The 21,736-nt window shown below is 35.4% G+C and carries 16 protein-coding genes; 3 read left to right on the forward strand and 13 right to left on the reverse strand.

Annotation, left to right across the window (positions count from 1 at the left end):
* Window positions 1-71 precede the first annotated feature (71 nt).
* The 4 genes from pnpS to HMPREF2603_RS11075 all read right to left on the reverse strand — a co-directional run bounded on the left by pnpS (window position 72) and on the right by HMPREF2603_RS11075 (window position 5,123).
* The gene (gene pnpS, locus HMPREF2603_RS11060; RefSeq protein ID WP_002481167.1) at window positions 72-1,790 is read right to left on the reverse strand and encodes a two-component system histidine kinase PnpS; all 1,719 of its coding nucleotides are present in this window, start codon (window positions 1,788-1,790) and stop codon (window positions 72-74) included.
* Window positions 1,787-2,503, reverse strand: a complete 717-nt coding sequence (locus HMPREF2603_RS11065; protein ID WP_070502111.1) for a response regulator transcription factor — start codon at window positions 2,501-2,503, stop codon at window positions 1,787-1,789. Before HMPREF2603_RS11065 ends, pnpS begins: the two co-directional genes overlap by 4 nt.
* Before the next feature lie 173 nt (window positions 2,504-2,676).
* Window positions 2,677-3,942 carry an NADP-dependent isocitrate dehydrogenase gene (icd, locus tag HMPREF2603_RS11070; RefSeq protein ID WP_002481169.1) on the reverse strand — a complete coding sequence of 422 codons (1,266 nt, stop codon included), beginning with the start codon at window positions 3,940-3,942 and terminating at the stop codon, window positions 2,677-2,679.
* Between the two features lie 62 nt (window positions 3,943-4,004).
* Window positions 4,005-5,123 (reverse strand): citrate synthase, encoded by a 1,119-nt coding sequence (locus HMPREF2603_RS11075; RefSeq protein WP_023016092.1) that lies wholly within the window; start codon window positions 5,121-5,123, stop codon window positions 4,005-4,007.
* A 361-nt stretch (window positions 5,124-5,484) separates the two neighbouring features.
* Here HMPREF2603_RS11075 and HMPREF2603_RS11080 point away from each other — a divergent pair, with 361 nt between their 5' ends.
* Complete coding sequence (locus tag HMPREF2603_RS11080) at window positions 5,485-6,846, forward strand: amino acid permease (RefSeq protein ID WP_002481171.1); 1,362 nt, start codon at window positions 5,485-5,487, stop codon at window positions 6,844-6,846.
* Window positions 6,847-7,154: 308 nt separating this feature from the next.
* On the opposite strand, the gene pyk is transcribed toward HMPREF2603_RS11080, so the two are convergent.
* The 8 genes from pyk to HMPREF2603_RS11120 form a co-directional block, all read right to left on the reverse strand.
* A complete protein-coding gene (gene pyk, locus HMPREF2603_RS11085; RefSeq protein ID WP_060804800.1) occupies window positions 7,155-8,915 on the reverse strand; it encodes a pyruvate kinase in 1,761 nt (586 codons plus the stop codon).
* A gap of 36 nt (window positions 8,916-8,951) precedes the next feature.
* The gene (gene pfkA, locus HMPREF2603_RS11090; protein ID WP_002481173.1) at window positions 8,952-9,920 is read right to left on the reverse strand and encodes a 6-phosphofructokinase; all 969 of its coding nucleotides are present in this window, start codon (window positions 9,918-9,920) and stop codon (window positions 8,952-8,954) included.
* Window positions 9,921-10,203: 283 nt separating this feature from the next.
* A complete protein-coding gene (locus HMPREF2603_RS11095) occupies window positions 10,204-11,151 on the reverse strand; it encodes an acetyl-CoA carboxylase carboxyltransferase subunit alpha (protein WP_060804801.1) in 948 nt (315 codons plus the stop codon).
* Window positions 11,144-12,016 carry an acetyl-CoA carboxylase, carboxyltransferase subunit beta gene (gene accD, locus HMPREF2603_RS11100; RefSeq protein WP_002481175.1) on the reverse strand — a complete coding sequence of 291 codons (873 nt, stop codon included), beginning with the start codon at window positions 12,014-12,016 and terminating at the stop codon, window positions 11,144-11,146. The genes HMPREF2603_RS11095 and accD overlap by 8 nt, the downstream gene beginning before the upstream one ends.
* 63 nt (window positions 12,017-12,079) lie before the next feature.
* On the reverse strand, window positions 12,080-13,309 hold the full coding sequence (locus tag HMPREF2603_RS11105) for an NADP-dependent malic enzyme (protein ID WP_002481176.1): 1,230 nt from the start codon (window positions 13,307-13,309) through the stop codon (window positions 12,080-12,082).
* 275 nt (window positions 13,310-13,584) lie between these two features.
* Window positions 13,585-16,785 (reverse strand): DNA polymerase III subunit alpha, encoded by a 3,201-nt coding sequence (locus tag HMPREF2603_RS11110; protein WP_060804802.1) that lies wholly within the window; start codon window positions 16,783-16,785, stop codon window positions 13,585-13,587.
* A gap of 32 nt (window positions 16,786-16,817) precedes the next feature.
* Window positions 16,818-17,756, reverse strand: a complete 939-nt coding sequence (locus HMPREF2603_RS11115; protein WP_060804803.1) for a DHH family phosphoesterase — start codon at window positions 17,754-17,756, stop codon at window positions 16,818-16,820.
* A gap of 35 nt (window positions 17,757-17,791) precedes the next feature.
* Window positions 17,792-19,087: a DRTGG domain-containing protein gene (locus HMPREF2603_RS11120; RefSeq protein ID WP_002481179.1), complete on the reverse strand. Its 1,296-nt coding sequence runs from the start codon at window positions 19,085-19,087 to the stop codon at window positions 17,792-17,794.
* 223 nt (window positions 19,088-19,310) lie between these two features.
* Between HMPREF2603_RS11120 and HMPREF2603_RS11125 the strand changes: the two genes are divergently transcribed.
* A complete protein-coding gene (locus tag HMPREF2603_RS11125) occupies window positions 19,311-19,724 on the forward strand; it encodes a universal stress protein (RefSeq protein WP_002481180.1) in 414 nt (137 codons plus the stop codon).
* Between the two features lie 51 nt (window positions 19,725-19,775).
* On the opposite strand, the gene HMPREF2603_RS11130 is transcribed toward HMPREF2603_RS11125, so the two are convergent.
* The gene (locus HMPREF2603_RS11130; protein WP_002481181.1) at window positions 19,776-20,465 is read right to left on the reverse strand and encodes a metal-dependent hydrolase; all 690 of its coding nucleotides are present in this window, start codon (window positions 20,463-20,465) and stop codon (window positions 19,776-19,778) included.
* Between the two features lie 142 nt (window positions 20,466-20,607).
* Between HMPREF2603_RS11130 and HMPREF2603_RS11135 the strand changes: the two genes are divergently transcribed.
* Window positions 20,608-21,663: a M24 family metallopeptidase gene (locus HMPREF2603_RS11135; RefSeq protein WP_002481182.1), complete on the forward strand. Its 1,056-nt coding sequence runs from the start codon at window positions 20,608-20,610 to the stop codon at window positions 21,661-21,663.
* The last annotated feature ends 73 nt before the right edge of the window (window positions 21,664-21,736 follow it).

Consider the following 21,736-nt stretch of genomic DNA (forward strand, 5'->3'; position numbering starts at 1 on the left):
TTGTTTCTATTTTATCATATGTGACATAGCCACTCATAAAAATAGCGCCGGAATTCCATCCGGCGCATATATTAAGATAACTTAATTGATTTATTTTTATTATCGAAAAATATCACTTTAAACGTTGTACCTACGCCAACTTGACTGTCTATTTGAATACGTCCGTGATAAGCTTCGACAATATGTTTCGTAATAGACAAACCAAGTCCTGTACCGCCTGAATCACGGCTTCTAGCTTTATCTACACGATAAAAACGTTCAAAGATATGTTTTTGATCTTCTGGAGCGATTCCAATCCCAAAATCTTCGACCTCTAAGACACGTTTTTCTCCATCTTTATAGACACGCACATGAATACGACTATCTTGAGGTGAATAGTTAATCGCATTGCTGACGATGTTCACCACAACCTGAGCAATTTTCGATGTTTCGGCATCGATAATCACGTAATCTTCAATATCCGTTTCCAACGTAATATTTTTCTTTTTACCATTTGTATATAAAGTTTTTACGGTGTTTCTCGTTACATCAGATAAATCCACTGGTTCTGTTTCAATTTCTTTTTGTTGTTCAATATGTGATAAGTCTAATAAATCTTCGACCAATGACTCAATACGATTAGACTCCTTCAAAATAATATTTAAGAATTCATCCAACGTCGTTTCATCATTCTTCGCCCCATCAATTAAAGTTTCCGCAAATCCTTTAATTGAAGTGATAGGTGTTTTCAGCTCATGTGAGACATTTGCGACAAATTCACGACGCAAATTCTCTAATTTCTTCAAGCTGGTAATATCGTGAAGAACGACAACCATCCCTTGCATTCTTTTCTTTTTACGAGATAAAATCGGCACACAGACGGTATCAAAATAACGTTCGTGAACATTATTCAAATATACTTTGACTTGTTCATTCATCGTTTTCTCGGTTTTAAAGGCATCGATAATCAATGTATTCAATTTACCTTTGATCACACGATTGTAATTTTGATTCACGACATTTGTTTCAGGATTAAACATTTCATAATATGCTGTATTCGCGATAACAATTTTACCGTATTTATCAATCATTAAAACTGAACTTGGTATATTTTCAAGTGTTGTTTTCAAACGATTTGATTGAATTTTTTGTTCGTTATACATTTTTTGTAAACGACGTGCTAATTCATTCGTTGTTACGAATAAGTCTCGCGTTTCTTTCACATTGCTTTCAGGTACTCTGATATGATAGTGCCCTTGTGCTAAGAGTTTCGTCGCATAAGTTACATCATTAATCGGTCTGATATATGTGCGGTTAATGTTTCTAACAATTAAGAAGACTAAGGCAATAATGAATAAACCAATGATCGCAATATATTTCCAAGCTTCAAATTGTAGTTGTGTAATTTCATTATCGTAACCTGTAATTATAATAAAATGATCATTACTAATATATTTATAAGTAAATCTACGATTGTCATGATGCGTATCATAAAGCAGATTAGATGGATTTCCAACTACATTGATGTTTGGATTTGCGGGAACTTTTTTATCTGATTTAAATAATGTTTTACCTCCATCATTGCTATGTATGGATATTGTAAAATTATTTAAGTGTGCGTATTCTTTTAAAGCCTCTTCATGATGTGCTTTGTATGTCTTGTTGATACGCTCAGCATCATGCTTCAAGTTTTCAGCATCTCTCGATGAAATCGTTGTATAAATCGCATGATTGATTAGTAAACCTAAAGCAACAAGACAAGAGATAATCAAGATGGCTAACGTCAGCAGTAATCTTGTGTAAAACTTCAATTTGCAGATTTAGGTCTTTCTAGTTTATAGCCTAATCCACGAACAGTTTTAATAAGCTTCGGCTGCTTAGGGTTTTCCTCTAATTTATCTCTTAAATGACTGATATGCACATCAACAATTCTTGAATCACCAGTAAATTCATAATTCCATACAGAGTTCAACATGTGCTCTCTTGTAATAACACTACCTTGGCGCTCGATTAAATAAAGAAGTAACTCAAATTCTTTAGGGGTCAATTCTAACAGTTCATTATTTTTATATACTTCAAAGTATTCAGGTCTGATTTTGATTGAACCGATGATTACATCTTCACTATCTGTTTCTTCTTCTTTTTGACTGTGAACTTGTTTAGATCTGCGTAAAATAGCTTTTACGCGTGCTACAACTTCTCTTGGTGAGAATGGCTTAGTCATATAGTCATCTGCACCGAGTTCCAAGCCTAATACGCGATCAAACTCGTCATCTTTGGCAGTCAACATTAAGATAGGAACAAGATTTCGGTCTGAACGAATCGTTTTACAAACTTCAATGCCATCCAACTTCGGCAACATTACGTCTAATACGACTAAATCTGGTTGTACGGCATTCAGTTTTTGAAGTGCTTCTTCACCGTCATAAGCAACTTCTACTAAATAACCTGCTGTTTCTAAATTGTATTTCAGCAAAGTTACAATGGATTGTTCATCATCGACTACTAAAATTTTTTGTGTCATAGTCTTACCCCCTGTGTATTTTTCATCTTAATTATAACTTATATTTTCAAAAAGATAACATACTACGAAACATCTTTACATAAACTTAACATTCACTTAACAAGTTCAATCATTCAAAAAAATAAAGCTATACCGCCCTTATCAGAGCAGTATAGCTTGAAATCAATTAAGTCTTATAGATTTTTGATTAACTCGTCAGCGAACTCAGAAGTTTTTACTTCTTTAGCGCCATCCATCATACGTGCGAAGTCATACGTTACAACTTTAGATGCAATTGTTTTTTCAATTGAATCTGTAATTAAGTCAGCAGCTTCTTGCCAACCTAAGTGTTCTAACATTAATACTGCACTTAATAATTCTGATGATGGGTTTACTTTATCTTGGTCTGCATATTTAGGTGCAGTACCGTGAGTTGCTTCAAAGATAGCGTGGCCAGTATCATAGTTGATGTTTGCACCAGGTGCAATTCCGATACCGCCGACTTGTGCTGCTAATGCGTCAGAAATGTAGTCACCATTTAAGTTCATAGTTGCTACTACATCATACTCAGCAGGACGCGTTAAGATTTGTTGTAAGAAGATATCAGCAATTGAGTCTTTGATAATGATTTTACCATCTGCAACTGCTTGATCTTGGATTTTGTCCGCTTCTTCTTTACCTTTTTCATCTACTAAGCGATCATGTTGTTGCCAAGTGAATACTTTATCACCGAATTCACTTTCAGCTAAATCATAACCCCATTGTTTGAATGCACCTTCAGTAAATTTCATGATATTACCTTTGTGCACTAATGTGACTGATTTACGATTGTTATCAATCGCATATTGGATAGCTGAGCGTACTAAACGTTCAGTACCTTCTTTAGATACAGGTTTTACACCGATACCAGAAGTTTCAGGGAAACGAATGTTTTTAGCACCCATTTCATCTTGTAAGAAATCGATTAATTTCTTAGCTTCTGGCGTACCTTCTTTAAATTCGATACCTGCATAGATGTCTTCAGTATTTTCACGGAAGATAACCATGTCAGTGTCTTCTGGACGCTTAACAGGAGATGGAACACCTTTGAACCAACGTACTGGACGTAAGCAAGCATATAAGTCTAATGTTTGACGTAATGCTACGTTTAATGAACGAATACCGCCACCGATTGGTGTAGTTAAAGGTCCTTTGATTGCGATTAAATATTCTTCAATCGTATCTAAAGTTTCTTGTGGTAACCATTCGCCAGTTTCATCATATGCTTTTTGACCAGCTAAGATTTCTTTCCATTCGATTTTTTTCTCGCCATTATAAGCTTTTTCAACCGCTGCATCTAATACACGGCTTGCTGCTCTCCAGATATCTGGTCCAATACCATCACCGATGATAAATGGAATAATAGGATTATTCGGTACTAATAAACCGTCTTCTTGTTTAACAATTTTTTCTGGTGCCATTCTAAATTCCTCCGTTAATATAAATTTTGTGATTAATGATTCAAGAATGTCGCTGTTAAAAATTAGCGCTCTTCAATTGGTAAATACTTACGATTTGTTTCACCGATATATTGAGCACGTGGTCTCATAATACGATTATCTCTATATTGTTCGAAAATATGTGCTAACCAACCTGCAGAACGACTGACTGCGAAAATTGGAGTAAATAAATCATGTGGAATATCCATGCTGTGATAAACAGTCGCACTATAGAAGTCAACGTTAGCAATAATGCCTGTACGTTCTTTCATTAAGTCTTCAATCGCTACTGAGATATCATATAAATGTTTTTGACCTGTCTCATCCGTAATTTTTTTACTCATTGTTTTTAAATATTTCGCACGTGGATCTCCGTCTTTATAAACACGGTGTCCAAAGCCCATGATTTTCTCTTTGTTTTTCAATTTATTATCAATATATGGTTCAACTTCATCCACTGAATGAATTTCAGATAACATGTTCATAACACGTTCGTTTGCTCCGCCGTGTAAAGGCCCTTTTAATGAACCTACAGCTGCAACAATACCTGAATACATATCTGATAAAGATGATACTGCACAACGTGCTGTAAATGCTGATGCATTCAATTCATGGTCAGCATGCAATACCAATGCTTTGTTAAATGCTTCAACTTCAATGTCTGTTGGCTCTTCACCACGTAACATATATAAGAAGTTAGCTGCATAGCATAAGCCTTGTTTAGGATAAACTGGCTCTTTTCCTTGTCTTACACGTTCAAATGACGTCACAAGTGATGCCATTTTTGCTTGGATTCTAATTGCACGTTCTAATTTTTCTTCATCCGTTTCTGACTCTGCATTTTCATCAAAGTGTGCAATATAAGAAACTGAAGTTCTTAATGCTGTCATTGGATGAACGTCGTCTGTTGCATAATCTTCGAAATGCTCATAAACTTTTTGGTCTAGTTTTGCATACTCATATAATTTTTCTTGCAACTTGTTCAATTCGTCTTTCGTCGGAAGTCTGTAATTCCATAGTAAGAATACAACTTCTTCAAATAATGCGTTTTCTGCTAAATCATCGATGTCATAACCAGCATATGTCAATTGGCTATCGATAATTGAGCTTACCTTTGTTTCAGCTGCAATTACCCCTTCTAAACCTTTATGCAATTCTGCCATATTAATTTCCCCTTTTCTATAACAAATTGAAATGGCTTTCATTTAGTATTATATCCAATATTAACGGTTTTGTGAACAATTTCGAAACTTTGTATAAAGCGATTACATTGCTCAAACAGTTAAAACACCCTGTTCAGACCATATCTCATTGCCTTCATTGGTATTATATTACATTTTTATAGTTTTAAGTAACGAAAACCCATGCAAATTAACCGATTATTTTTAATTTATTATCATTCATCATAACTTAAATTCATTGATAATTGCATGAAAATTCTCAATATTTTTAAAAACCATTTGTCATATTCTATGGATATGTGCATAATATTATTAAGGTGCAAAAAGGGAGTTGAATTAATTTATGTCAAACAATTTACAAAGAGAATTAAGCAATCGGCACATACAGTTAATCGCAATTGGCGGTGCGATCGGTACTGGATTGTTCTTAGGGGCAGGACAAACGATTGCGATGACGGGACCTTCGATTTTATTAACGTACATCATTATTGGTTTAATGTTGTTTATGTTTATGAGGGGTTTAGGGGAAATCTTAATTACAAACACAAAATTTAAATCATTCGCAGATGTGACAAATGAATATATCGGACCCTTTGCTGGGTTTGTGACAGGTTGGACATATTGGTTATGTTGGATTATCACAGGGATGGCAGAAGTTACAGCCGTAGCGAAGTATGTCAGTTTCTGGTGGCCTGAAATTCCTAACTGGGTCAGCGCTTTAGTCTGTGTACTTGTTTTAATGGCATTCAACTTATTAAGCGCAAAACTTTTTGGAGAATTAGAATTCTGGTTCGCAATTATCAAAGTTACGACAATCATCGTGTTAATCGTTGTTGGATTAGGTATGATATTCGTTGCTTATGAAACTAAATTCGGTCATGCGAGTATCACACACCTTTATGACCATGGTATTTTCCCTAAAGGTGTATCAGGTTTCTTCATGTCTTTCCAAATGGCACTCTTCTCATTCGTAGGGATTGAGTTGATTGGTGTAACAGCTGGTGAAACAAAAGACCCTGAAAAGATTATTCCTAAAGCAATTAACAGTGTACCTGTACGTATCTTACTATTCTATGTAGGATCACTTGCAGTAATTATGTCAATCATTCCTTGGTATAAAGTAGATCCTTCTGACAGTCCATTCGTAAGATTGTTCGCGTTAGTCGGAATACCTTTCGCAGCAGGTATCATCAACTTTGTTGTACTGACAGCTGCTGCATCATCTTGTAACAGTGGTATTTTCTCAAACAGCCGTATGTTATTTGGTTTATCAAGACAAGAACAAGCACCACCTGTTTTCAACAAAACAAATAAAAATGGTGTGCCGCACATTGCGATCTTTGTTTCATGTGCATTATTACTTATCGCAGCATTATTGAACTATATTTTCCCAGATGCAACATTAGTATTCACATATGTAACAACAGTATCAACAGTTTTATTCTTAGTAGTTTGGGCATTGATTATCGTTGCTTATATTAACTATCATAAACGCAATCCAAAAGCACACAAAAATTCAATTTATAAATTGCCAGGTGGACGTTTCTCAGGATACATGATTTTATTTTTCTTCATCTTTGTATTCGCATTGCTATTCGTCAACCCGGTAACAAGAACTGCAGTATTTTTATCTCCAATCTGGTTTATCCTTTTAGGATTAATGTACTGGAGATACACACAACAACTTAAGAAACATCAATCATAAAAATTAAAAATACGCACCCTAACAAAATGCGTTTACTCACTTTTAGAGTAAGCGCATTTTGCTTTGTCTAAAACCTATCCTATCCTCTTCTATCCCCTATATGAGCCCCATAGATTAACAACACTTTCTTTATTATAAATACATATCTGATGTTATATCATGCTTAAAACAATGCATAGACTGCTTTTAAATGCTACATGAATTATAAGGTGATACATTCACTTCCCAAATCAAAATAAAAAACTGTCTGCTCCTGAGGAACAGACAGCTTGTCTATTTAAAGTTTAATATTGATACTTTAGAGATGATTAAAGTACGTTTGCATAACCGTCATATACACGGCCAGTGTTTGCATCAACTGTGATTGTAACATCATCAGCGATTAATTTAGTTGCGTTTTTAGCACCAACGATTGTTGGGATACCTTGTTCTAAACCGATGATCGCACTTGGTGATGTGATACCAGCTTCTTCAGCAACTAAACCAGCAGCTTGTTCTACATAAGGTACGAATGTTTCATCTGTAGAATGAGTAACGATTACTGAGTTTGAAAGATCTCTGCCTTCTAATTCAGAAGCTTCATTTACAACTACTGCGTTACCTACTACTGAATTACGTCCAACACCTTGACCTTTAACAAGTTCGTCACCAACTAAGTGTAATTTCATCATGTTAGTTGTACCTTTTTCACCAGTTGGAACACCAGCAGTGATGATTAATAAATCACCATTTTGAACGCGACCAGTTTCGATTGCTGTTGCTACTGCATTGTTAAGTAATGCGTCAGTAGTTTTGCGTCCTTTTTTAACAACTGGGAATACGCCCCATACTAATGCTAATTGACGAGCTGTTTCTGGGTTTGGTGTTACAGCGATAATGTCTGAATGTGGACGGAATTTAGAGATAGTTCTTGCAGTTGAACCACTTTCAGTTGCAGCAACGATTGCTTTAACTTTTAAGTTAAGGGCAGTATGTGCTACAGAAACACCAATTGCATTTACTAAGTTAGTTTCTTCTAATTTAGTACGGTCATTTAATAATTTTTTGTAGTTTTGAGCGGCTTCAGCTGCAACTGCAATGTTTCTCATTGCTTTAACAGCTTCTTCAGGATATAAACCTGCAGCAGTTTCACCAGATAACATAACTGCATCTGTACCATCATAGATAGCGTTAGCTACGTCACTTGCTTCGGCTCTTGTTGCACGTGGGTTACGTTGCATAGAGTCTAACATTTGAGTTGCTGTGATAACTGGTTTACCTAATTTGTTACATTGTCTGATAAGGTCTTTTTGGATTACAGGTACATTTTCAGGTGGAATTTCAACACCCATGTCACCACGAGCTACCATTAAACCATCAGAAACTTCAAGGATTTCTTTAATGTTGTCGATACCTTCTTGGTTTTCGATTTTAGGAAGAATTTGAATGTTAGTATTACGTTCTTCTTCTAAAATTTTACGGATATCTAATACGTCACTTGGACGACGTACAAAGCTTGCTGCGATTAAGTCGATGTTTTGATCGATACCGAAGCGGATATCATCAGCATCTTTATCAGTAATACCAGGTAAGTTAACTTTAACGTTTGGTAAGTTAACACCTTTTTTATTTTTAATTTCACCTGAGTTGAGGACTTCACATAAAACTTCGCCTTTATCTTTATTGATTTCTTTAACTTCTAATTCTACTAAACCATCGTCTAATAGAATATAAGAACCAATTTCAATGTCGTTGATTAAATCTGCATATGTTACAGAAAATTTCTCAGATGTACCTAAAACTTCTTCCATGCTTACGATAACTTCTTTACCTTTTTCTAAGAAAATCACACCGTCTTTCATGTTGTGTGTTCTGATTTCAGGTCCTTTTGTATCAAGCATGATTGCGATAGTTTTGTCTAAACGTTGTGCAACTTCTCTGATGCGGTCAATACGAACTTTGTGTTCAGCGTGATCACCGTGTGAGAAGTTCAAACGGGCAACGTTCATGCCAGCGTTCATTAATTTTTCTAACATTTCTTCAGATTCTGATGCAGGTCCAATCGTACAAACGATTTTAGTTTTTCTCATTATAAAAGCCTCCTAAAAATTTCACTAAATCTATCATTAAATTGATAATTCTTGTGCTAACTCATACATATCAAAATTAAACTTACTACCTTTATTACTGAAGATATCATCAAATGGTGTTTGAGTTAATTCATTTTGTTTAATGCCAACTCCCAATGCTGTTTTACCTTCAATTAATAATTCTACGGCATGACCGCCAAGTCTTGATGCCAACACTCTGTCTTGTCCAGTTGGGCTACCACCACGTTGGATATGACCGAGCACAGATACACGTCCATCTACATGGATGTATTTTGCTAATTCTTCTGCACAATCTTGTCCTGACATAACACCTTCAGCTACCATAACGATAGAATGTTTTTTACCTCTTTTAATACCGGCTTCTATTTTTTCTGCGATATCTTTGATATCTGTTTTTACTTCTGGAACGAGGATTGTTTCTGCACCGACAGCTAAACCAGCCCACAATGCAAGGTCACCACAATCGCGGCCCATAACTTCAATAATAAATGTTCTCGCGTGACTTGAAGCAGTGTCTCTGATTTTATCGACAGAATCAATAATTGTATTGAGTGCTGTGTCAAAACCAATTGTGAAGTCTGTACCTGGAATATCATTATCGATTGTTCCCGGAATACCGATAGTTTGAATTTCAGGGCATTCTTCACTGATACGTTGAGCACCTCGATAACTTCCGTCACCGCCGATTACAACTAATCCATCAATACCATGACTTCTTAAGTTTTCAATTGCTTTGGCACGTACTTCTTTGTCCTTAAATTCTGGGCAACGTGCAGAGTAAAGGAATGTACCTCCTCTTTGAATTGTATCTCCCACTGATCCTAGTTCAAGCTTTTTAAGATCATCATTTATCAATCCGAGGTAGCCTTGGTACACACCGTAAACTTCAATCCCATTATAAATGGCAGTACGCACAACTGCTCGAACAGCAGCGTTCATTCCCGGAGCGTCTCCACCACTAGTCAAAACTGCAATTTTTTTCATGACAACTGACCTTCCTAACTTGTATGATTTACATTAAAAATACCATAAAATAGCGTGGTTATCCATAAAAATACCATGCAATCCATAATGTAAACGTTTTATATTTCTATTTTCGAAATATAGCCACACTTTTTATTTAATATGGATACGATAGACATATTTTTACAGTCTAATTTTTTCAATTTCTGCTATTTTTAACCATCATAACCGGATTAATTCTCAAATACAAAATGAAAAGGATTCTACACTCTTCCCTAAAAAAGAAGTATAGAATCCTTTTCCCTTATTGTTCTTTATATTCACCCATTTGACGGAATTTATCAAAACGATCGTCAGCTAACGCTGGTCCATCTAATTTTTTCAACGCATCTAAATGAGAAACAAACGCCTGTTTAATACTGCGCGCTTGTTGTTCAATATCTTTATGTGCGCCGCCAAGTGGTTCTGTAATAACTTCATCAATCACACTTAATTCTTTTAAATCAGGTGCTGTGATTTTCATTGTTTCAGCAGCAATTTTTGAAAGGTTGCTATCTTTCCATAACAACGCTGCTGCACCTTCTGGTGAAATCACTGAATACGTACTGTTTTCAAGCATTAATACTCTATTTGCAATACCAATACCTAAAGCACCGCCGCTTCCGCCTTCACCAATAACTAAAGTGATGACAGGCACTTTCAAGCTAGACATTTCTATTAAGTTTTTAGCAATAGACTCACTTTGACCACGTTCTTCAGCAGATTTACCAGGGTATGCGCCTTTAGTATCTATAAATGTAAAGATAGGTCTGTTGAACTTCTCAGCTTGTTTCATTAAACGTAACGCTTTACGGTACCCTTCTGGATGAGCCATTCCAAAATTACGGTAAATATTATCTTTTGTATCTTTACCACGTTGTTGACCAACTACAGTGACTGGCTGACCATTTAAATATCCAATGCCGCCTATCATTGCTGGATCATCTCTGAAATTCCTATCCCCATGTAATTCCATGAAATCATCAAAGATGTATGGAATATAATCTAAAGTTGTAGGTCGTTCTTGCATTCTAGCTAATTGAACACGGTCCCAAGGTTTAAGATGCTTGTATATTTTTTCAGTTTCACGCTCTAGAGAAGCCTCTAACATATCGATTTCCTCTTGCAAATCTACATCATTTTTCTCTTGTGATTCTTTCAAAGCATCTATTTTATTTTTAATATCAAATAACGGCTTTTCAAAATCAAGCATCTTTTTTCACCTCTTGTCCTGTATGCATTTTCAATAATTGACTTAAAGTAGCACGCATATCTTTACGATGAACTACTTTATCTAATTGGCCGTGTTCTAATAAGAATTCCGCTGTTTGGAAATCATCCGGTAATTTTTCATTAATTGTTTGTTCAATAACACGACGACCCGCAAAACCGATTAAAGCACGCGGTTCTGACAAGTTGATATCACCAACTGATGCAAAGCTGGCAGAAACACCACCTGTTGTAGGATGTGTAATATAAGAAATATATAATAAACCAGCATCAGAATGACGTTTCAATGATACGCTTGTTTTACCCATTTGCATTAATGAAATAATACCTTCTTGCATTCTGGCACCGCCACTTGCAGAGAAAAGGATAAACGGCAGACGTTGTTCTGTACAATAATCTATAATACGGCAGATTTTCTCACCGACAACAGAACCCATACTCCCCATTCTGAAACGTGAATCCATAACTGCAACGCCGTATTTTGTACCATCTAATTCGGCTGTTCCAGTTACTACCGCTTCATTCAAATCTGTTTTGCTTTGATCTTTTTGAATTTTTTCTTCGTAACCAGGAAAGTCTAAAGGATTGGCAGATGTCATTCCTTTATCAAACTCTTTAAATGTTCCTTCATCTGAAATTGCTTCAATTCGTTTATATGCAGTCAAAGATAAGTGATGATCGCAATTAAAACACACATTGAGGTTTTCAGATAGTTCTTTTGTATACATGATTTTTTTACATTTTGGACATTTAGTCATGATACCTGATGGAACGTCATTCTGTTTTGAATCTTGGACAGTTACATATTTTTTCTTTTTACTGCCTCGATTGAAAAAATCTTTAAACATTGGTCAACCTCCACATCACTATTATGTTAATTTAAAGACATAACAGTACATTGTAAAAATAATCTATTTAATATCAGTTAATCTCATCGTTTTATTGTATATTTCATCTGGGTCAACTTCAACCCTAGCAACTCCAGATTCCATAGCTGCTTTCGCTACATTGCGTGCAACCGATGGTGCTACACGTTTATCAAATGGTGCTGGAATACAGTATTCCGGTGACAACTCATCCGGCCCAATTAAATTAGCGATAGCTTGTACAGCAGCTTGTTTCATTTTCTCATTAATATGTGTTGCACGTACATCTAAAGCCCCTCTGAAGATGCCTGGGAATGCTAACACGTTATTGATTTGGTTCGGATAATCTGAACGGCCTGTTCCAATCACTCTTGCTCCAGCCGCTTTTGCGTCATCTGGATTTATTTCTGGATTAGGATTTGCCATCGCAAAAATAATACTGTCTTTATTCATTGATTTTACCATATCTTGAGATAATGCATTAGCAACAGAAACACCGATAAAGACATCAGCACCTTGGATAACATCAGCTAACTTACCTTCTTGTTTATCCTTGTTCGTCCATTCTGCCACAAATTCTTTGGTTTCATTCATGCCATGCGGGCGTCCTTTATAAATAGCACCTTTAGAATCACACATAATCATATTGCGCACACCGTATGAATATAATAATTTCACAATCGCAATACCTGCAGCGCCTGCACCATTCAATACCACTTTGATATCTGATAGCGATTTATCTGTAATTCTTAAAGCATTAATCAATCCAGCCATTGTCACGATTGCTGTCCCATGCTGATCATCATGAAAGACTGGAATTTTAGTTTCTTTTTTTAATCGGTTTTCAATTTCAAAACAGCGCGGCGCAGAAATATCTTCTAAGTTGATACCGCCGTAATTAGGTTCTAATAATTTAACTGTTTTGATAATTTCTTCTGTATCTGTTGTATTCAAAGCTATTGGTACACCGCTTACCCCAGCAAAGCTTTTAAATAGAACTGCTTTACCTTCCATTACAGGAATACTTGCTTCAGGACCAATATTACCTAATCCTAATACTGCAGTGCCATCTGTTACTACAGCTACAGTATTGCCTTTAGATGTATAATCATAGACTTTACGGGGATCCTCATAAATCTCTTTACATGGTTCTGCAACACCAGGAGAATAAGCTAAACTTAATTCTTCTTTATTTGTAACTTTTACTTTGGGTGTAACATCAAATTTACCTTGATTTCTTTTATGCATTTCTAAAGCATCGTCTCTTAATGACAAACCAATCGCTCCTTTGTTCTGTATCTTAATATCGAAATAAATTCACGCATATTATGTTCAATCTATTACTGAGTTGTTTTATTATTTTTACCGAAAATTTACAATAAACTTTTGGTTTTAGTACTACTCTGAATTTTATGTACTGATTATAACACAGATGTCACTGTTTCACTGATTCTCATGGGTCAAATTATTAATTTCCTTAATTTTGTCGATGAATTGCTTAAAAGTTTTAAAAGTCTGTAACTAATGCAATCCATTGTCACAGACTTCTATTACATTAAGCGAATATTTTCAGGATCAATTTGTTCAACCAATCTTTCAATCGTGTCAACATCACGTTCAATTCTTCCAACTTGCCGCATTTGGTTTGACTGTTCATCATAAAAATATATTGGAAGTTGTTGATGTGTTTCAGATGGTTCAGTATCAAATTCTAAATCATCAACATTAATTTTTCTGAGTATAATACGTGTTGCTTTTTCAAACATCGTTTTTTCATATGCATCTAAATCTTGTATTTCATTAATAATTAATTGATGCTTTTGATTTCTATTTTCGAATTTCCCTTTTACAATAAACGGTTTTTCTTCTAATAGAAGTGTTTCATAACGTTGAAAAGTATCAGGGAAAATAACACCATCTAACGTGTGCTCACCATCATTTAAAGTCGCAAAAGCCATCGGTTGCCCTTTTTTTGTACGAATACGTCTCAGTGTGTCCATTTGTACAAGTACAGGTTGATGATTGTTCGCATTGTTTAATTTATAAATGCCTAAAAACTGTTTTGAATCAAACAATTTTTCCATTGGATGTTTTGTAATATAAAATCCTAAGTATTCTTTTTCAAAGTTACTTAATGCTAAATCAGGCAACTCTTCTTTTTGTTGGTACTCTAATTTCGGTGTCACAAAGTCAAAAATCAAAGCATCTTGTTCGACTTGACTTGATGAATCTAAAACCTCATCTAATGTTCCTAATAAGGTTGCACGTGTTTCACCGAATTGATCAAATGCTCCCACTAATATGAGCGCTTCTAATAACTTACGTGTTTTAACACGCCCAGATAAACGGCGTGTAAAATCAAAGAAATCTTTATATCGACCATTTTGATAACGCTCATCTACAATGGCTTTAACACTTTGATAACCGACACCTTTGATGGTACCTAAAGATAAATAAATACCTTGTTCAGCTGCTTTATAATACCAATGACTTTCGTTGATGTCTGGAGGTAAAATCTTTAAGTTCATCGTTTTAGCTTCAGCAATCATCTGTTCAGTCTTTTTCTCACTGCCAATCACATTCGTTAAAATATTGGCATAAAAATAATTAGTATAATGTACTTTTAAATACGCCATCGTATAGGCGACTTTAGAATAACTCACCGCATGAGCACGTGGGAAACCATAATCTGCGAATTTAAGAATTAAATCAAAGATTTGTTTACTTAATTGTTCTGAGTAGCCATTTCGACTGGCACCTTCTACAAAGTGTTGACGTTCATTTTCCAACACAGCACGATTCTTTTTACTCATTGCTCGACGTAAAATATCCGCTTCTCCATAACTGAACCCTGCGAACTTACTTGCAATCTGCATGATTTGTTCTTGATAAATAATAACACCGTATGTGGATTTTAATATCGGTTCTAAATCAGGATGAAGATAGGCCACTTTAGATGGGTCATGACGTCTAGCAATATATGTCGGTATTTCTTCCATTGGACCTGGGCGATATAAAGAAGTCATTGCGACAATGTCCTCAAAATGTTGCGGCTGTAAACGTCTTAACGCATCTCTGACACCGTCTGATTCTAATTGGAATAATCCGGTTGTTTCCCCTAATGACAACATTTTAAATACTTTCTCATCATCAAAAGGAATAGATTCTATATCAATATCGATATTTAAATCTTTCTTTACTTGATTGATGATTTGGTGAATGATGGATAAATTTCTCAGACCTAAAAAGTCGATTTTCAACAAACCAAGTCGTTCGTCTTCAGTCATTGTCCACTGTGTTAATAGACCCGTATCTCCCATTAATAATGGTACATATTGATATAATGGGCGTTCGTTAATAATAATGCCTGCCGCATGCGTTGATGTATGTCTCGGCAATCCTTCTAATTTCCTACTGAGTTTGAACCACATTTCATGCCTATGATTGCGATGCACAAAGTCTTTAAATGCTTGTGTGTCATAAGCTTCATTTAAAGTTATACCTAATTTAGACGGAATTAAATGTGAAATTTCACTGAGTGTTTTTTCTTCAAACCCCATAATACGTCCTACATCTCTTGCGACTGCTTTCGCTTGTAAATGCCCGAATGTCACAATACCTGAAACATGGTAATCTCCATATTTTTGTTGTACATATTCAATCACACGTTCACGTTTTGTATCTTCAAAGTCGATATCAATATCTGGCATTGTGACACGTTCGGGATTTAAAAATCGCTCAAATAATAAATTATATTTTAATGGGTCAATCGTTGTGATATTCAACAAGTAACTGATTAGAGAACCTGCAGATGAACCACGACCTGGACCGACCATGACATCTTGTGTTTTCGCGTAATGAATCAGATCGCTTACAATTAGGAAATAATCTTCGTACCCCATTTTCGTAATGACATCGAACTCATAATCTAAACGTTTTCTATACTGAGGAGTATCTAAGTTCATACGTTTAATAGCATTATCTAATAATTGGTATAAGTATTCTTTAGATGAAGTACCTTCAGGTGTATCATACTGTGGTAACAGTGATTGATGATATTCAATCGTAATATTACATTGATCAGCAAGGTCATTTGTATTATCAATAATGTCTTGAGATAAACTCAAGCTATCTATATCAGCTTGGCTATATAAATGAGCATGCTGTTCGCTACCTGTATTTACCAAGTCTAACGCTTTATTATTTTTAATTGCTTGCAATGCACTGACAGTTTCAGCATCTGCTTCATCAAGATATTTCGCTTCTTGCATCCACACTTGATTTAAATCTAATTGTTCTGCTGCACCGCTGCTTAAATGATCCGTGAATACTTCTGTGTGTTCACTAAACATTTCCGCTAAATTCATTTGTTCAGCATTGATACGCTTAAAAATAATGACTAAATCATTTTGATAATGTTTTAGCCATTCTGTAGAAATCGTACGTTTATCTTGTATTTTAATTGCTGAAGAAAGTTGATATAACGATTTTAATCCTTGATTATTTTTAGCTAATAATACTGTTTCTAACTCTGTTAAGCCATCACTTAAATCTACAGTCATACCGATAATGGGTTTGATGTCTGCTTGTCTGCATGCATCATAAAATTGAGGGACAGCATACAAGACATTTCTATCAGTCAGTGCCAACGATTGATAGCCTTCTGCGACTGCTTTTTCAACAATGTCAGAAACACGTAGACTAGATTCTAGCAAATCATACGCAGTGTGGATATTTAGATGTGCCTTCATAATTTTGTCCCTCCCTTTTTAATATTGTGCAGTTAGTCGATTAATTTTTGATTTAAGGCTTCTGCTAAACGATCAAATTCTTCCCAACTATAAACTGTAACACCAGATGCATTCGGGTGTCCGCCGCCTCCAAATTGTTGTGCGACGTCATTGATAACAACTTTTTTAGAACGCAGACGACAACGAATATCTTCGCCTTCATCAACTGCAAAGACCCAAATTTTTAAACCGCGTAAATCAGCAATTGTATTTACAAATTGAGAAGCTTCGTTCGGTTTAATATCAAATTGTTTTAAAACATCTTGTGTAATTTGAACTTTCGCAAAGCCGTTGTCATTCATTTCAAAGTTTTGTAGCACATAGCCTTGGAATGGCATAAGTTTAGGGTCTTTTTCAGCCATTTTATTCAATTCTGCAGTGTGGTCAAATGGATATTTTAAAAGTTGTGCCCCAACTTCCATTGTATGCGCACTTGTATTGCTGAATAAGAAACGACCTGTATCGCCAACGATACCTAAATACAGTAAGCGTGCTGTTTCTGCATCAATGATGGATGTATCATTAAAATGCGCAATGATATCAAAGATGATTTCACTTGTTGATGAAGCTTCAGTGTTCACATAATTTAACTCGCCATATTGATCTAATGCAGGATGGTGATCAATTTTGATTAAACCTTTACCATTAGCAAAACGTTGATCATCAATACGAGGCGCATTAGCTGTATCACATACGATGACTAATGCTTCTTTGTAAGTATCATCACTTACTGCATCAAATGTTCCCATAAAATCTAAAGAAGGCTCACTTTCACCTACAGCATAGACTTTTTTATCTGGAAATTTTAATTGTAAATAAGATTTTAAACCTAATTGAGAACCATAGGCATCTGGATCGGGTCGCACATGTCTATGGATAATAATTGTATCTTCTTGTTCAATTCGGTTCATAATTTCATTAAATGTATTCATATCATTACTCCTTCATTATCTGTTGATGCAGTACATCAGCTTTCTAGCATTTGACAAATAATCAATGCTTTAGCTACATCTTGTTGTCCTTCACGCATGCTGACCTCAATTTTAGCAAAGTGTCTCCCAACATCTAACATGTCATAATTAATTTCAAGTTCTGTTTCAATAGAAACTGTCTTCATATAAATAATACTTAAACTTTCAATCATAACTTCTTGTTTTTTTATTTGACGCATTTTATAGCGAATCGTTTCTTCAATAATTGCGACAAAAGCACCTTTACTTAACGTCCCGTATTGGCTTGTCAGTTGGGGTGCAACATCTACAGTAATTTTATCTTTATTAATTGAAATGTACTTGCCGACTTGATCATTGATGGTCTCCCCTACTTGCGGTTGACGTCCTAATAATTGCATAGCACGCAGAACATCTTCACGTGATACTACGCCAAGTAATTTCTTATTGATTGTCGTGACCGGCAGCAATTCAATACCTTCCCATATCATCATATGCGCACATGTCGCAACAGTTGTAGACACTTGCACATTTAACACCGGTTTAGTCATTACTTTATAAAGATATTCTTCTGAATCTTTTGCAATAATATCTTTACTTGTCACAATCCCGACCAATTTAAAGTCATCATCGACAACTGGAAATCTTGAATGTCCTGTCTCTTGTGAACGACTTTTGACATCTGCAACTTTCATTGTTTCTTTCAATACAGTCTCTTCAGTGACAGGTTTAACAATATCTTCAACAATTAAAATTTCTTTACGAATGATCTGATTATACATCGCACGGTTAATCATATTCGCAACTAAATATGAATCGTAATTAGACGATAAGATAGGCAAATCATGTTGATCTGCATAACGTTTAATTTCAGGTGTTGTACTAAAACCACCTGTAATCAACACTGCACTGCCATGTCTCAATGCTTCTAATTGTACATCCGTCCTATTACCGACAATCAACAAAGTATTTTTAGTCAGATATTTAACCACATTTTCTAATTTCATGGCACCAATAGCAAACTTAGTCAGCGTGTTATGAAGACCGTTACGACCTGCAAGTACCTGACCATCAATAATTTTAACAATTTCACCAAACGTTAAATGTTCGATTTCTTCTCTAGTTTTCTTTTCTATTCTCACAGTTCCGACTCGATCTATGGTAGCGACGAGTCCAAGTTGTTCAGCATCTTTAATTGCACGGTAAGCTGTTCCTTCAGATACCTCTAAATCTTTTGCTATTTTACGGACAGATATTTTCTGACCCACAGCGAGTGATTCAATGTGTGCAAGAATCTGTTCATGTTTTGTCATTACTTACTTCCCTCATTCTCTGCTTACTCTTCTTATTAATTATAACTTGATTCAGTCTAAAAATCGAAGTTAATCTCTCTTGAATTTTAACATGTTATAGGTGGAGTACCTAACTCAATAGTTGACATTTTGTAATTTAAATACGGTTTGTTAAGTTGACAATAAATTTAATTGGAAAAGTTGACACATTTTTATTAGAATATGTATTAAGGAGGGATTGAGAATGTATAAAAATATTTTACTCGGCGTTGATACTGATTTAGAAAACAAAAAAGCATTAGCTAATATCAGAAAATTGTCTGGTGAAGGCACAATTGTCACATTATTAAATGCGATCACTGAACAAGATGCACAAGCATCTATTAAGGGCGGCACACATTTAAACGATTTAACAAAAGCGCGTAGTCAAGAATTACAACCAACACGTGATATTCTTGATGAATACGGTATCGAATACGATGAAATCATTGTACGCGGTAATCCAAAAGAAGAACTTGTTAAGTTTGCGAACAGTGGTGATTATGACATTTTAGTAGTAAGTAACCGTAAAGCACAAGAGCAAAAGAAATTTGTGCTAGGCAGCGTCAGCCATAAAGTCGCAAAACGTGCTCATATCCCAGTATTGATTGTAAAATAATGAAAAATGCTTGTACATTGAGTTGTACAAGCATTTTTATTATCTGTGTTATTAGAATTCTACAGCTTCACCTGGTTTTAAGATTTGTACTTCGCCTTCTTTAACCAATTTCTTGAATTCTTCAGGATCTTGTTCAATATATGGGAATGTGTTGTAATGCACAGGTACAGTGATTTTCGGTTTGATAAACTCGTTGATCGCGTAGCTGGCATCTTCAATACCCATTGTGAAGTTATCACCGATTGGTACAAAGCATACATCCACTGGATGACGATCTGCGATTAATTTCATATCACTGAATAAGCCAGTGTCACCGCAGTGATAAATCGTTTTGCCTTCAATTTCTAAAATCAAACCAGTTGAAGAACCTAAATAAACTGGAATACCGTTTTCATTTGTGATACTTGAACTATGGAACGCTTGTACATACTTAACTGTTCCAAAGTCAAATTCCCATTTACCTCCGATATTCATTGGGTGTACATTTTCTACACCTTGTGCAGTTGATAAATAATCTGCAACTTCCGCAAGGCCGACAACTGTCGCATTATTTTTTTGCGCAATTTTCACAGTATCACCGAAGTGGTCTGCGTGACCATGCGTTAAAATAATATAATCTACCTCTAAATCTTCTGCATTTAAATCTGATAAATCATTACCAGTAATAAATGGATCTACGATGACTTTCTTGCCGTTTGCTTCAAAATAGATTGTTGATTGTCCATGAAATGATAATTCCATTTTAAAAAGCCCCCTTATGCTTCAATCTTAACTCTAGTATAACATTTACCCCACTTTAGTCTAAATGACACCATTGCCTTTTGAATTCTGAACCGCTTTGACTTAAAATAAAGTTAATCATACGAATGGAGGTTGAAGAATTTTGAAAACAGAAGAAATTGTTAATGAAATACGTAATCAAGATGCAGGGGCTGCTTGGATTACGACACCGCTTAACGTATTCTACTTTTCTGGCTACTTAAGCGATCCCCACGAACGTTTATTAGCCTTGCTAATTACTGCTGAGGGTGAAGAAGTTTTATTTGTCCCTAAATTAGAAGTAGAAGAGGTTAAAGCCTCTCCGTTCACTGGTAAAGTTGTCGGTAATGCTGATGGTGAAGATCCATTTAAGCTTGTAGATTACAACTTTGATAAAATTCTTGTGGAAGAAGATCATCTGACATTAAAACGTCAAAAAGAATTAATTGAAGGATTTGGTGTTGAAACATTCGGTTCAATTGACCAAACTATTAAAGATTTACGTAATGTTAAAACACCTGAGGAAATTGACAAAATTAAAGAAGCTGCAAGACTTGCTGATAAATGTATTGAAATCGGTGTAGATTTCTTAGAAGAAGGCGTAACAGAAAAACAAGTGGTACGTCATATTGAGTATGAAATTCAAACAAAATACGGTGTCAGCGCAATGAGTTTCGATACAATGGTCTTATTTGGTGACCATGCTGCTTCACCACATGGTATTCCTGGTGATCGCCAACTTCAAAAAGATGAATATGTCTTATTCGACTTAGGTGTTATTTATGAAAACTATTGCTCAGATATGACACGAACAGTAGCTTTCGGTAACCCAAGCGAAAAAGCACAATCTGTTTATAATGTTGTATTAGAAGCTGAAAAAGCTGCAATTGACATGATTAAACCGGGCGTAGTTATTGGTGACGTAGACAGAAAAGCACGCGGTATTATTGCTGATGCTGGTTATGGTGAATACTTCGTACACCGTCTTGGCCACGGTTTAGGCTTAGAAGAACATGAATATCAAGATGTTGCTGGATTCAACACAAATCAATTTGTTCCAGGTATGGTTGTCACAGTTGAACCTGGTGTTTATGTTCCTGGTGAAGTGGGTGTCCGTATCGAAGACGACATCTTAGTCACTGAAGATGGAAATGAAGTCTTAACACATTATGATAAATAATGAGAGAGTATTGATTTAAGGTGGAGTACGAATACTCCACCTTTTTTATGAGCTGAAAAATTTTTAAGTATAG

The sequence above is a fragment of the Staphylococcus sp. HMSC055C03 genome (genome assembly GCF_001809385.1).
Classification (GTDB): domain Bacteria; phylum Bacillota; class Bacilli; order Staphylococcales; family Staphylococcaceae; genus Staphylococcus; species Staphylococcus simulans.